Here is a 13,236-nt window from a genome sequence, read left to right as displayed (position 1 = left end):
TTTGGAAAGTTACAGCCCGGGGATGAGGGAGATGAGCAGGTCGATGAGCTTGATGCCGATGAAGGGGGCGACCAGACCGCCCAGTCCGTAGACGGTGAGGTTCCGCCGCAGCATGCGGTCCGCGCTGACCGGCCGGTACTGCACGCCCTTCAGGGACAGCGGCACCAGCGCGATGATGATCAGCGCGTTGAAGATGACCGCGGACAGGATCGCCGAGTCCGGCGAGGACAGGCCCATGATGTTGAGCTTGTCCAGACCCGGGTAGACGGCCGCGAACAGCGCCGGGATGATCGCGAAGTACTTCGCGACGTCGTTGGCGATGGAGAACGTGGTCAGCGCGCCGCGGGTGATCAGCAGCTGCTTGCCGATCTCGACGATCTCGATGAGCTTGGTCGGGTTCGAGTCGAGGTCGACCATGTTGCCGGCCTCCTTGGCGGCCGACGTACCGGTGTTCATGGCCACGCCGACGTCGGCCTGCGCGAGAGCGGGCGCATCGTTCGTACCGTCACCGGTCATCGCGACGAGCTTGCCGCCCGCCTGCTCCCGCTTGATCAGCGCCATCTTGTCCTCGGGAGTCGCCTCCGCGAGGAAGTCGTCGACGCCCGCCTCGTCGGCGATCGCCTTGGCGGTCAGCGGGTTGTCACCCGTGATCATGACGGTCTTGATGCCCATGCGGCGCAGCTCCTCGAACCGCTCGCGCATGCCGTCCTTGACGACGTCCTTGAGGTGGATGACGCCCAGGATCCGGGCACCGTCCGCGTCCTCCACCGCGACGAGCAGCGGCGTGCCGCCCGCCTCGGAGATCCGGTTGGCGACGGCGTCCGCGTCCTCGGCGACCGTGCCGCCCTGCTCCTGGACCCAGGCGATGACCGAACCGGCCGCGCCCTTGCGGATCTTGCGTCCGTCGACGTCCACGCCGGACATCCGGGTCTGGGCGGTGAACGCGATCCACTCGGCGCCGACCAGCTCGCCCTGGTGCCGCTCGCGCAGTCCGTACTTCTCCTTCGCCAGGACGACGATCGAACGCCCCTCGGGTGTCTCGTCGGCCAGCGAGGAGAGCTGGGCGGCGTCGGCCACTTCGGCCTCGGTGGTGCCGCTCACCGGCACGAACTCCGATGCCTGGCGGTTGCCGAGCGTGATGGTGCCGGTCTTGTCGAGCAGCAGCGTGGAGACGTCACCGGCGGCCTCGACCGCGCGGCCCGACATCGCCAGGACGTTGCGCTGCACCAGTCGGTCCATGCCCGCGATGCCGATCGCGGAGAGCAGGGCACCGATGGTCGTGGGAATCAGGCAGACCAGCAGGGCGACCAGCACGACCATCGTCAGGTGCGTGCCCGCGTAGTCCGCGAACGGCGGCAGCGTGGCACAGGCCAGCAGGAAGACGATCGTCAGCGAGGCCAGCAGGATGTTCAGCGCGATCTCGTTGGGCGTCTTCTGCCGCGCGGCGCCTTCGACCAGGTTGATCATCCGGTCGATGAAGGTCTCACCCGGCTTCGTCGTGATCTTGATGACGATGCGGTCGGAGAGGACCTTCGTACCGCCGGTGACCGCCGAGCGGTCGCCGCCGGACTCCCGGATGACGGGGGCCGACTCACCGGTGATCGCCGACTCGTCGACGGACGCGACGCCCTCGACGACGTCACCGTCACCCGGGATGATGTCGCCCGCCTCGCAGACGACCAGGTCGCCGATCCTCAACTCGGTGCCCGGCACGCGCTCTTCGACGCAGCCGTCGAGCCGGCGCGCCACCGTGTCGGTCTTGGCCTTGCGCAGCGTGTCGGCCTGGGCCTTGCCGCGGCCCTCGGCGACGGCCTCCGCCAGGTTGGCGAAGATCACGGTCAGCCACAGCCAGGCGCTGATGGTCCACCCGAACCAGTCGCCCGGGTCCTTGAAGGAGAAGACGGTGGTCAGGACGGAGCCGATCCACACCACGAACATCACGGGGGACTTGACCAGCACCCGCGGGTCGAGCTTGCGGAAGGCGTCCGGCAGCGACTTGACCAGCTGCTTCGGGTCGAAGAGGCCCGCGCCGACACGGCCTTCGGGGGACTTGTGCCCCGTCGGCGCGTCCTGGTGCGGCGCAAGGGTGGGTGTGGACATGGAGTCCTGCTTCTTTACGTCGGTCTTCGTTACGTCGGTGGTCATGAGGCCAGCCCCTCGGCCAGCGGGCCCAGCGCCAGGGCCGGGAAGTACGTCAGACCGGTGATGATGAGGATCGCGCCCACCAACAACCCGGTGAACAGCGGCTTTTCGGTGCGCAGCGTGCCTGCCGTGGCCGGCACCGGCTTCTGCTCGGCGAGCGAGCCGGCCAGCGCCAGCACGAACACCATCGGCACGAAGCGGCCGAGCAGCATGCACAGGCCCAGGGTGGTGTTGAACCACTGCGTGTCCGCGTTCAGACCGGCGAAGGCCGAGCCGTTGTTGTTGGAGGCGGACGTGTAGGCGTACAGGATCTCGGAGAACCCGTGCGCCCCGCTGTTGGTCATGGAGTTCGCCGGGGTCGGCAGCGCCATCGCGAAGGCGGTGAAGACGAGTACCAGCGCCGGGGTGACCAGGATGTAGCAGGCCGCCAGCTTGATCTCCCGGGTACCGATCTTCTTGCCCAGGTACTCAGGGGTACGGCCGACCATCAGACCGGCGATGAACACCGCGATGATCGCCATGATCAGCATGCCGTAGAGGCCGGAGCCGGTACCGCCGGGCGCGATCTCGCCCAGCATCATGCCGAGCATGGTGATGCCGCCGCCGAGGCCGGTGAAGGAGGAATGGAAGGAGTTCACCGCGCCGGTCGAGGTGAGGGTGGTCGCCGTGGCGAAGATCGACGAGCCGCCGATGCCGAAGCGGACCTCCTTGCCCTCGTACGCCCCGCCGGCGATGTCGAACGCCGGACCGTGGTGGGCGAACTCCGTCCACATCATCAGGGCCGTGAAGCCGAGCCAGATGGTGGCCATGGTGGCGAGGATCGCGTAGCCCTGCCTGACCGAGCCGACCATGAGGCCGAAGGTGCGGGTCAGCGAGAACGGGATGACGAGGATCAGGAAGATCTCGAAGAGGTTCGAGAGCGGGGTGGGGTTCTCGAAGGGGTGGGCGGAGTTGGCGTTGAAGATGCCTCCGCCGTTGGTGCCGAGCTCCTTGATGGCCTCGGTGGAGGCGACCGCGCCGCCGTTCCACTGCTGCGAGCCGCCCATGAACTGACCCACTTCATGGATGCCGGAGAAGTTCTGGATCGCGCCGCACGTCACGAGCACGATCGCCGCGACGAAGGCCACCGGCACCAGGATGCGTACGACACCGCGCACCAAGTCGGCCCAGAAGTTGCCGAGTTCACCGGTGCGGGACCGGGCGAAGCCTCGTACGAGAGCGACCGCCACCGCGATACCGACGGCCGCGGAGACGAAGTTCTGCACGGCCAGACCGGCGGTCTGCACGACGTGGCCCATGGCCTGCTCGCCGTAGTACGACTGCCAGTTGGTGTTCGTCACGAAGGACACGGCTGTGTTGAACGCCTGGTCCGGGTCGATGGCCGCGAAGCCCAGCGAACCGGGCAGCACGCCCTGCAGCCGCTGCAGCAGATAGAGGAAGAGGACGCCGACGACGGAGAAGGCGAGAACGCCGCGCAGATACGCGGTCCAGCGCATCTCGGTGTCGGGGTTGGCGCCGATGCCCTTGTAGATCCACTTCTCGACGCGCCAGTGCTGGTCGGAGGAGTAGACCTTGGCCATGTGGGTGCCAAGGGGTTTGTAGGCGAGCGCCAGGGCTGCGATCAGAGCGAGCAGCTGGAGCGCACCGGCGAGGACGGGACCCATCTCTTGTCTCAGAACCTCTCCGGGAAGATCAGGGCGAGGACGAGATAGCCCAGCAGGGCGACGGCCACGACGAGGCCGACGATGTTCTCGGCGGTCACAGCTTCGTCACCCCCTTGGCGACGAAGGCCACCAGCGCGAAGGCCGCGATCGTGGTGACGACGAAGGCCAGATCGGCCACCGTGAGCTCCTGGAGTGAGGTTCGGTCGGACAGGGACGGTTAGAGGAAACAGCCTTCGTGGCCGGAATCGAGCGCCGTTGACGGCTCCCTTACGGCCCGCTGCACGCCTTTGACGGAACTCATACGGCGGCACGATCGCCGCAGCTGACAGACGGGCCCGGGGTCAGAACAAGCGGAACCGCAACCGGCAGATCACCGCGTCCGTCTCCCTGCGGACGGCATGCGCGACGATCGCGCCCCGCTGGTTCTGCAGCAGCCGCTGCCACACGCGCTCGGGCTCGGTCTCCGGGATGAGCACGGTGACCCGGGTGGCCGGCTCGGCGGCCATGACGTCACGGACGTACGCGGCGATGGGGCGGCCCAGGGAGCGGCGCTCGCCGGCCAGCCGGACCAGGGGCACGCCGGGGTCCCACTCGGTCCAGGAGCGCTCCAGGGCGTGCAGTGCGGCCCGGTCCTCGGGGTCGGGGTGGCAGACGATGACCGCACGGACCTCGTCGCCCAGCGAGGAGGCGGCGGTGAGCGCCTCCGAGGTGAGCCGGGACAGCGAGGAGACCGGCACGACCACGACCGAGCGGTCGCGGTGCGGGTGCTCGGGGATACGGCCCAGGCCGAGGCGCTCACCGATCCGGGTGTAGGCGCGGTGCACGGTCTCGAAGGCCATCACGAGCAGGGGCAGGGCGATCACGATCAGCCAGGCGCCCTCCTCGAACTTGGTCGCGGTGACGACGACGGCCGAGACGCCGGTCAGCAGCCCGCCCAAGCCGTTGAGCAGGGCCTTGCCGCGCCACCCGGGGCCCCTCTGGAGACGCCAGTGCCGGACCATGCCCACCTGCGCGATGGTGAAGCCGACGAAGACGCCGATGGCGAAGAGCGGGACGAGCGTGTTGGTGTCGCCGCCCGAGAAGAGGATCAGCGCGGTGGAGACGGCCGCAAGGGCCAGTACGCCGTGCCGGTGCACCTGCCGGTCGGCCTTCAGCGCGAACACGTGCGGCAGGTAGTTGTCGCGGGCGAGCAGCTTCAGCAGCACGGGCAGGCCGCCGAAGGAGGTGTTCGCGGACAGGGCGAGCAGGATCATCGTCGCGAACTGGATGACGTAGAACGCCCAGTTGTGGCCGAAGGAGGCGTCCGCGAGCTGGGCGAGGACGGTGACGCCGTCGACCGGCTGGAGATGGAAGCGGGAGATCAGCACCGACAGGCCGATCAGCATCACGCCGAGGACCGCGCCGAGGGCGATCTCCGCCCGCTGGGCGCGCTTGACGCGCGGGACGCGGAAGGACGGGACGGCGTTGGCGATGGCTTCGACGCCGGTGAGGGCGGAGCAGCCCGACGCGAATGCCTTCAGCAGGAGCAGGGCGCCCACGGTGGTGGCGTCGGCGGAGAGGACCGAGGCGTGCCCCGCGGCGGCCTCGGTGCTCACCGGCGCGGACCGGAACAGGCCGACGACGATCAGCACGAAGATGGAGCCGACGAATATGGCGGTCGGCGCGATGAAGGCCTTCGCCGACTCGACGATGCCCCGCAGGTTCACCGCCGTGATCAGCGCGAGCACGGCCAGGCACAGCCACAGCCGGTCGTCATAGAGGGCCGGGAAGGCGGAGGTCAGGGCCGCCACACCGGCCGTGACGGCTACGGCGACGTTGAGCACGTAGTCCAGGACCAGCGAGGCCGCCGCGACCAGGCTCGTGCGTCGGCCCAGGTGTGTCTTCGCCACGGCGTAGGAGCCGCCGCCGTCCGGGAAAGCCGCGATCACCTGTCGGTACGAGGCGACCAGCACCGCCAGCAGCGTGGCGATGGCGAGGGTGACCGGCAGCGTGAACCCGAGGCCGTGGGCACCGGCCGCGGCCAGCACCAGGACGATCGCCTCGGGCCCGTAGGCCACCGACGCCATGGCGTCCAGGGACAGGGCGGCGAGGCCCGTGACGGCGGTGAGCCGGTGCCGTTCGCCGGTATCGGGCGGTTCCTCGTCTGCGGGGGTCGCCCCGGGCGTGGCGGTCAGGACGGACATGGGATACGTGCTCCTTCGTACGGACGAGCAGCCACGCGCGAGACGCCGCGCGTGACTGACCAAGGTTCTGTCCCGAACTCGTCGTTCCCGTCGGCTCCTTGCGCGTTCTTCGCGCGTACGCGGCCGTCCTTGACACCACCTTGACGCGCGGGTGACCGGCGCCCCAGGGGCGCGGGGATGTGTCGACATGCGGCTCCCCCGCGAGAGCGCGACCAGCCACGACGAACCCGCACCCGCCACACAGCACCCACGCCTGCGACCGTCCTGCACCCACCCCTACGACCGTCCTGCGCCGTCCGCCATCGGCAACGAGACAACCATCGTCAGCCCACCCCCCGGAGTCTCCTCCGGAAACACCGTGCCGCTCATCGCCTCGGTCAGCCCCCGAGCCAGGGCGAGCCCCAGCCCCAGCCCCGTCGTGTTGTCGGTGTCCCCAAGCCGCTGAAACGGCTCGAAGAGCCGCTCCCGCCCAGCCTCCGGAAGACCGGGCCCACGGTCGACGACCCGGAGTTCGGCCCGCCCCGCCAACGCACTGGCGGTGACCAGCACCCTGGTTCCCGGCGGGCTGTGCCGAGCAGCGTTGGCCACCAGGTTGGCGATCACGCGTTCCAGCAGCGGCGGATCGACGAGCACCGAGGGCAGATCCTCGACGTCCCCGACCTCGACATCGGGGGTGTCCACGAGCGCCGCCGGAAGGACCTCCTCCAGCGAGGTGGGCCGAAGCTTCAGCTTCAGCACGCCCGCTTCCAGACGGCTGAGGTCGAGCAGGTTGTCCACCAGCCGGTTCAGCCTGGCCATGGACTCGTCGGCGGTGGCGAGGAGTTCGTCCCGGTCCTCGGCGGAGAAGTCGACATCCCGGCTGCGCAGGGACGTCACCGCGGCCCAGCCCGCGGCCAGCGGGGTACGCAGGTCGTGGCCGACGGCCCGCAGCAGCGCCGTACGCATCCGGTCAGCGGCCTTCACCGGCTCGACCTCGGCGACGGCCTCGGCGAGCCGGGCCCGCTCCACCGCGGACCCGACGTGCGCGGCGAAGGCGGCCAGCACGCGCCGTTCGGACGACGACAGGTCACGGCCCCGCAGCACCAGGCAGGCGCCGGAGCCCGCCGGTACGGCGGTCACCCCGGCGGTATCGGGCGGCTCGTCGACCAGTTCCGCCGACTCCATGCCGAAGGTCTCCCGGGTACGTTCCAGCAGGGCCGGGATCGTCTGCCCGCCACGCACGATGCTGCCCGCCAGGGACGACATGGTCTCCGCCTCGGCGGTGGCCCGCGCGGCTCTGCGGGACAGGCGCAGGGAACGGTCGACGACGGCGGCCACCGTGGCCGCGACCAGCGCGAACACGGCCAGCGCCAGCAGGGCGTCGGCGTTGTCGAGCGTGAACGCCCCTATGGGCGGGATGAACCAGTAGTTGAGCAGCAGGGACGCGGTGACGGAGGCGATCACCGCGGAGGCCACGCCGCCTATGCAGGCCACACCCACGACCGCAAGCAGGAACAGCAGGGCCTCGCTGGTCAGGTTCAGGGTGCCGCGCAGGTGCGCGAGGACGAGAGTGAGCAGCACCGGCAGCACGAGCCCGGCGACCGGTCCCGCGATCAGGCGGGACGCGGAGAGGGTACGGCGGCGGGACGGCAGCAGGGTGCCGCGGCCGGCCCGCTCATGGGTGACCCGGTGGACGTCGATGTCGCCGGAGAGCGCGACGACGGCCTCCCCCGTCCCGAGACCCGTCACGAACCGTTCCAGGCGCCCGCGCCGACTGGCGCCGAGGACGAGCTGGGTGGCGTTCCCGGCACGGGCGAACTCCACGAGCGTGGCCGCGACGTCGTCTCCGACCACCGAGTGGTAACTGCCGCCGAGGTCCTCCACGAGCCGGCGCTGCCGCGCGAGCGAGGCGTGCGAGGCACCGGCGGCCAGTCCGTCGCTACGGGTCACGTGCACGGCGAGCAGTTCCCCGCCGGCCGACCGCGCGGCGATCCGTGCCGCCCGCCGGATGATCGTGTCACCCTCCGGGCCGCCGGTCAGCGCGACCACCACCCGCTCCCGGGTCTCCCACACCCCGCCGATCGCGTGCTCGGCACGGTAGCTGTTGAGGGCCTCGTCGACCCGGTCGGCGACCCACAACAGCGCCAACTGCCGCAGCGCGGTGAGGTTTCCGGGCCGGAAGTAGTGGGCGAGGGCCGCGTCGATCTTCTCCGGCGCGTAGATGTTGCCGTGCGCCATACGACGCCGCAGCCCCTCGGGCGGGATGTCGACGAGCTCGACCTGCCGAGCCCGGCGTACGACCTCGTCGGGCACCGTCTCGTGCTGCGGAACCCCGGTGATCTTCTCGACCACGTCCTTGAGGGACTCCAGATGCTGCACGTTGACGGCCGTGATGACATCGATGCCCGCGGCGAGCAGCTCCTCGATGTCCTGCCACCGCTTGGGATTGCGCCCGCCGCCGGGGACGTTGCGGTGGGCGAACTCGTCGACGATCGCGACCTGCGGGCGCCGGTCGAGCACCGCGGCGAGGTCCATCTCCTCCAACTGCCCGCCCTGGTGGGCGCATCGGACCCGCGGCACGACCTCCAGTCCGTCGAGCATCGCCTCGGTCCGGGGACGTCCGTGACACTCGGCGAATGCCACCACCACATCGGCTCCACGGCCTGCCCTACGCCGCCCCTCATCGAGCATGCGGTACGTCTTGCCCACCCCTGGGGCCGCCCCGAGGTAGACCTTCAGCCGTCCGCGCGATACTCCGTTCATCAGGTCTCAGCGAACCGCTCCGTGAGACCCCGGGCAGGCTTCTTGACGCATCCCTGGCGCCTCCCACAGGGACGTTGACACTGTCTTGACAAGGCAGGGGGCGGTCAGGGGTGACGCTGGGTGTACACCTCCTATCCACCGGAGCCACCCACCCCCATACAGCCCAGCAACCCCCGAAGAAGCCCCCGAGCTGAGCTCTTGACGGTCGCCCAACGCCGGCGCAGCGAGTCTTAACGGAAGCTTGACGCCGCTACGCCGGTTATCCATGGGCCCCAGCGTCACTCTCTGCTTACGCTGGTGCCGCCGTCCGCGTGATGGCCGGATTCCGACGTCGCCCCGCACATTGCGGCGTCCCGCACATCAGGAGCACGCCGATGGCCACGACCGAACACCCCCCGCCCAGTCGCCTGCGCGCCTGGATGCTGGAGGGCCTGTCCGACATGGGCAAGGGCCACGGCCGCCAGGCGGAGCAGGCCGAGTCCAAGCTGGAGCACAAGGGCCAGCCCTGGTACCGCGTCATGTGCCTCACCGGCGTCGACTACTTCTCGACCCTCGGCTACCAGCCCGGCATCGCGGCCCTCGCGGCCGGCCTGCTCTCCCCCATCGCCACGATCGTGCTAGTGATCGTCACCCTCGCCGGCGCCCTGCCCGTGTACCGGCGGGTGGCCGAGGAGAGCCCGCACGGCCAGGGCTCGATCGCGATGCTGGAGCGGCTCCTGACCTTCTGGAAGGGCAAGCTCTTCGTCCTGACCCTGCTGGGCTTCGCGGCCACGGACTTCCTGATCACCATCACCCTGTCGGCGGCGGACGCCTCGACCCACCTGGTCGAGAACCCGCACCTGGAAAGCGCGCTGCACGACAAGCAGCTGGTGATCACCCTGATCCTCGTGGCACTGCTGGGCGCGGTGTTCCTCAAGGGCTTCCTGGAGGCGATCGGCGTCGCCGTCGCCCTGGTCGCGAGCTATCTCGCGCTGAACGCCGTCGTCGTGGCCGTCGGCCTCTATCACGTCGTGACCGAGGGACACGTGGTCACCGACTGGTCCAGCGCCCTCACCGCCGAGCACGGCAACGTCTTCGTCATGATCGGCGTGGCCCTGATCGTCTTCCCCAAGCTCGCGCTCGGCCTCTCCGGCTTCGAGACCGGCGTCGCGGTGATGCCGCACGTCAAGGGCGACCCGGGCGAGACCGAGGAGAACCCCCAGGGCCGGATCCGGGACACGAAGAAGCTGCTCACCACCGCCGCCCTGATCATGAGCTGCTTCCTGATCGCGACGAGCTTCATCACCACGCTGCTGATCCCGGAGAAGGAGTTCGAGGCGGGCGGCGAGGCCAACGGCCGCGCCCTCGCGTTCCTCGCCCACGAGTACCTCGGCAACGCCTTCGGCACGGTCTACGACGCCTCGACGATCGCCATCCTGTGGTTCGCCGGCGCCTCCGCCATGGCCGGCCTTCTCAACCTGATGCCCCGCTATCTGCCCCGCTACGGCATGGCCCCGCACTGGGCGCGCGCGGTACGCCCCATGGTCATCGTCTTCACGCTGGTCGCGTTCCTGGTGACCTGGATCTTCGACGCGGACGTCGACGCCCAGGGCGGCGCCTACGCCACCGGTGTGCTGGTCCTGATCAGCTCCGCCGCGATCGCCGTGACCATCGCGGCCCGCGAGGCCGGCCAGCGCAAGTGGTTCATCGGCTTCGCGGTCATCTCGGCGGTGTTCCTCTACACGACGGTCGCGAACGTCATCGAGCGTCCCGACGGTGTGAAGATCGGCGCCTGCTTCATCGCCGGCATCATCCTCATCTCCCTGCTCTCGCGGCTGCTGCGCGCCTTCGAGCTCCGCGTGACCAGCGTGACCCTCGACGACATGGCGGAACGTTTCGTCCGGGACATCGCCAGCCGCAAGATCCGGTTCATCGCCAACGAGCCCGACCAGCGGGACAAGGCCGAGTACCGCGACAAGATCGAGCAGATCCGCAACGACAACGACGTCCCGGGCCAGGAGGACTTCGTCTTCGTCGAGGTGACGGTCACCGACCCGTCCGAGTTCGAGGCGGGCCTGACCGTACGCGGCGAGGTCATGCACAGCCGCTACCGCGTCCTCACCCTCGAGTCCTCCTCCGTCCCCAACGCCCTGGCCGCACTGCTCCTGCACGTCCGCGACTCGACCGGCTGCATCCCGCACATCTACTTCGAGTGGACCGAGGGCAACCCCTTCACCAACTTCCTGCGCTTCTTCCTCTTCGGCCAGGGCGAGGTCGCCCCGGTCACCCGCGAGGTGCTGCGCGAGGCGGAGCCGGACCGCGAGCGCAGGCCACGGGTGCACACGGGCTGAAACAGCCTCGGGCATCAGGATCGCGTCAACGTTGAACCGTAAGCCGTCAGAGCACCGTCAGCGGCGTTCGCTCCAGCACCGCCGACCCCTACGGTCTGCTTGTGCAAGGAAGCAGACCGAGTCCTGCTCCGGCCGGCGACCGCCACTGGCGTGGCAGCGCCCGGTTCGCCACGGGCTGCGCCCTGGTCTTCTTCGGTATGACCCTGCTGGTCGACCTGGACGCGGAGACCCTGACACCGTCCCGCGCGCTGCTGTGGCTGGCGATGACGGCCGTACTCTTCATGATCCTGCTCCCGCAGCGCGTGACCGCGGGCCCGGGATGGCTGGCGGTCCAGGGGCTCGTACGCCGACAGCGGGTGCGCACGGACGCACTGGTGGCCGTACGGCGGTACGGCGACGTCTCCGCACACCTGATCCTTCGTGACACCGACGGCCATCGCCTGAACCTGGACCCAAGGATCCTCGTCGCCAACCCGCTGCTGTGGCACGAGCTGGACACCGGGGTACGCCGCTCACGCGAACGCGGGACGCTGCTGGATGGTGCCGACGTGCTGGAGCAGTTGGGGCACCAGATCGACGACGCGACGGCACAGGCCGTACTCAGGGCGTCGGGGATCCACTGAACGCACCGCTCACGCGGCGGGCGATCTCCCGAACGGCGTGCGCCGTGCGGGACCGACCACGACCCGCCCGTACGCCTTCCGCCCGGCGATCTCGACCCCCAGCACGACCGGCGCGCCGGCGTCACCGGCCGGCCGCGCCTTGCCCTTGGCGTACTCGACCACCAGGGAGTCGGTGTCCACCACGACGCCCGGCCGGGTGACCAGCCTCAGGGTGCCGCCCCGCATGCCCTCGCCCCATCCGACCGAACCGCCCTGCTGCTCGATGCGGACCACGTCCTTGACCTCGACTCCGCCCGGCACCGCCGGCAGATCCAGCATCAGCTCGGCCGGCTCGGCCAAGGTGCGGGCGGAAAGGGCGGCACTCACCCGCTCGTCCAGCTCCTCCATGGTCAGCCGCCCGTCCCCCGCCGCGGAGTTCAGCGCGTCCACCACACGGTCCCGGTCCGCGTCCGAAGCGCGCAGCCCCGTACACGACAGCCCAGCCGACATCCCTCACCCCGATCACACGCCACCAACCCGAACTAACGCCATATCGCGTTACATCCAACGCCCAACCCCCCGCCCGCAGTTCCCGGCCCGTACCCCTATCGTGACCGCCATGCACTCCTACACGATCGGCCAGGCGGCGCGGCTGCTGGGTGTCAGCCCCGACACCGCCCGCCGCTGGGCGGACGCGGGCCGGGTGGCGACCCACCGCGACGAGAGCGGACGGCGCCTCATCGACGGCAAGGACCTCGCCGCGTTCTCGGTCGAACTCGCCAAGTCCGGCAGCGGCGAGGAGGAGACCTCGTACACCTCGGTCCGCAACGCCTTCCCCGGCATCGTCACCGCGATCAAGCTCGGCGACGTGGCGGCCCAGGTCGAGATCCAGGCAGGCCCGCACCGGCTGGTCTCCCTCCTCACCCGCGAGGCGGTCGAGGAACTGGGCCTGGAGGTCGGCATGGAGGCCACCGCCCGCGTGAAGTCGACGAACGTCCACATCGACCGCACGTAACCGGACAAGAGGGCCCACTACGGTAGGAATCGCAACCCCAAAACGCCACAAACTCCTACCCCCTGCGAGGCGTCCCCCATGAGCCTGAGCATCCGCAACCAGCTCTCCGGCACCGTCACCGCCATCACTCCCGGCGAGGTCATGGCAACGGTCAAGATCCGCCTCTCCGGCGGCCAGGACCTCACCGCGGCGATCACCCTGGAGAGCGTCGAGGACCTCGGCCTGGCCGAAGGCACCGCCGTGAAGGCCCTCGTGAAGGCCACGGAGATCTCCCTCGCCACCGCCCCGGTCAAGGGCCTGTCCATCCGCAACCAGCTCCCCGGCACGATCACCGCCCTCACCACGGGCGGCGCGATGGCATCGGTCAAGATCGCCGTGGAGGGCGCCGACCTGACCGCGGCCATCACCAAGGACGCCACCACCGACCTCGCCCTGTCCCCCGGAGTCCCCGTGGTCGCGCTGGTCAAGGCGACAGAGGTGGCACTGACGACGGCGTGACGCACGAGGGGCTCCGCCCGGCCAGGTACGGCACAGGCGGAGCCCCTCGATGACTACGTC

The 13,236-nt window shown here is 69.8% G+C and carries 10 protein-coding genes; 4 read left to right on the top strand and 6 right to left on the bottom strand.

Annotation, left to right across the window (positions count from 1 at the left end; all coding sequences use genetic code 11):
- Positions 1–9: 9 nt before the first annotated feature.
- The 5 genes from kdpB to ABD932_RS41620 form a co-directional block, all read right to left on the bottom strand.
- A complete protein-coding gene (gene kdpB, locus ABD932_RS41640; protein ID WP_345021432.1) occupies positions 10–2,145 on the bottom strand; it encodes a potassium-transporting ATPase subunit KdpB in 2,136 nt (711 codons plus the stop codon).
- Positions 2,142–3,806 carry a potassium-transporting ATPase subunit KdpA gene (gene kdpA, locus ABD932_RS41635; RefSeq protein WP_345021430.1) on the bottom strand — a complete coding sequence of 555 codons (1,665 nt, stop codon included), beginning with the start codon at positions 3,804–3,806 and terminating at the stop codon, positions 2,142–2,144. Before kdpA ends, kdpB begins: the two co-directional genes overlap by 4 nt.
- An 8-nt stretch (positions 3,807–3,814) precedes the next feature.
- Positions 3,815–3,904, bottom strand: a complete 90-nt coding sequence (gene kdpF, locus ABD932_RS41630; RefSeq protein WP_016434100.1) for a K(+)-transporting ATPase subunit F — start codon at positions 3,902–3,904, stop codon at positions 3,815–3,817.
- Positions 3,905–4,147: 243 nt separating this feature from the next.
- Entirely contained in the window at positions 4,148–5,989 is a 1,842-nt protein-coding gene (locus ABD932_RS41625) for an APC family permease (RefSeq protein WP_345021429.1), read from the bottom strand.
- Positions 5,990–6,265: 276 nt separating this feature from the next.
- Positions 6,266–8,731 (bottom strand): sensor histidine kinase, encoded by a 2,466-nt coding sequence (locus ABD932_RS41620; protein ID WP_345021428.1) that lies wholly within the window; start codon positions 8,729–8,731, stop codon positions 6,266–6,268.
- Positions 8,732–9,105: 374 nt separating this feature from the next.
- Here ABD932_RS41620 and ABD932_RS41615 point away from each other — a divergent pair, with 374 nt between their 5' ends.
- Positions 9,106–11,061 carry an APC family permease gene (locus ABD932_RS41615; protein ID WP_345021427.1) on the top strand — a complete coding sequence of 652 codons (1,956 nt, stop codon included), beginning with the start codon at positions 9,106–9,108 and terminating at the stop codon, positions 11,059–11,061.
- Between the two features lie 101 nt (positions 11,062–11,162).
- Positions 11,163–11,684 carry a hypothetical protein gene (locus tag ABD932_RS41610; RefSeq protein WP_345021425.1) on the top strand — a complete coding sequence of 174 codons (522 nt, stop codon included), beginning with the start codon at positions 11,163–11,165 and terminating at the stop codon, positions 11,682–11,684.
- A gap of 9 nt (positions 11,685–11,693) precedes the next feature.
- Here the strand turns inward: ABD932_RS41610 and ABD932_RS41605 are convergent, their stop codons facing one another.
- Complete coding sequence (locus ABD932_RS41605) at positions 11,694–12,173, bottom strand: DUF1707 SHOCT-like domain-containing protein (RefSeq protein WP_345021424.1); 480 nt, start codon at positions 12,171–12,173, stop codon at positions 11,694–11,696.
- A gap of 109 nt (positions 12,174–12,282) precedes the next feature.
- Between ABD932_RS41605 and ABD932_RS41600 the strand changes: the two genes are divergently transcribed.
- Together ABD932_RS41600 and ABD932_RS41595 are read left to right on the top strand one after the other, a co-directional pair.
- Positions 12,283–12,678 carry a TOBE domain-containing protein gene (locus tag ABD932_RS41600; protein ID WP_345021422.1) on the top strand — a complete coding sequence of 132 codons (396 nt, stop codon included), beginning with the start codon at positions 12,283–12,285 and terminating at the stop codon, positions 12,676–12,678.
- Between the two features lie 78 nt (positions 12,679–12,756).
- Positions 12,757–13,176, top strand: a complete 420-nt coding sequence (locus ABD932_RS41595) for a TOBE domain-containing protein (protein WP_345021420.1) — start codon at positions 12,757–12,759, stop codon at positions 13,174–13,176.
- Positions 13,177–13,236: the final 60 nt, after the last annotated feature.

The sequence above is a fragment of the Streptomyces shaanxiensis genome (assembly GCF_039537145.1).
In the GTDB taxonomy this organism is placed as follows: domain Bacteria; phylum Actinomycetota; class Actinomycetes; order Streptomycetales; family Streptomycetaceae; genus Streptomyces; species Streptomyces shaanxiensis.
Note: the sequence above shows the minus strand (reverse complement) of the source record. Positions and strands in the feature narration are given on the sequence as shown.

Excerpts from the sequence above, each read along its gene's own strand:
- ABD932_RS41600 (WP_345021422.1), top strand. The coding sequence starts at position 12,283 with ATGCACTCCTACACGATCGGCCAGGCGGCGCGGCTGCTGGGTGTCAGC.
- ABD932_RS41625 (WP_345021429.1), bottom strand. The coding sequence starts at position 5,989 with ATGTCCGTCCTGACCGCCACGCCCGGGGCGACCCCCGCAGACGAGGAA.
- ABD932_RS41620 (WP_345021428.1), bottom strand. The coding sequence starts at position 8,731 with ATGAACGGAGTATCGCGCGGACGGCTGAAGGTCTACCTCGGGGCGGCC.
- ABD932_RS41595 (WP_345021420.1), top strand. The coding sequence starts at position 12,757 with ATGAGCCTGAGCATCCGCAACCAGCTCTCCGGCACCGTCACCGCCATC.
- kdpA (WP_345021430.1), bottom strand. The coding sequence starts at position 3,806 with ATGGGTCCCGTCCTCGCCGGTGCGCTCCAGCTGCTCGCTCTGATCGCA.
- ABD932_RS41615 (WP_345021427.1), top strand. The coding sequence starts at position 9,106 with ATGGCCACGACCGAACACCCCCCGCCCAGTCGCCTGCGCGCCTGGATG.
- kdpB (WP_345021432.1), bottom strand. The coding sequence starts at position 2,145 with ATGACCACCGACGTAACGAAGACCGACGTAAAGAAGCAGGACTCCATG.
- ABD932_RS41605 (WP_345021424.1), bottom strand. The coding sequence starts at position 12,173 with ATGTCGGCTGGGCTGTCGTGTACGGGGCTGCGCGCTTCGGACGCGGAC.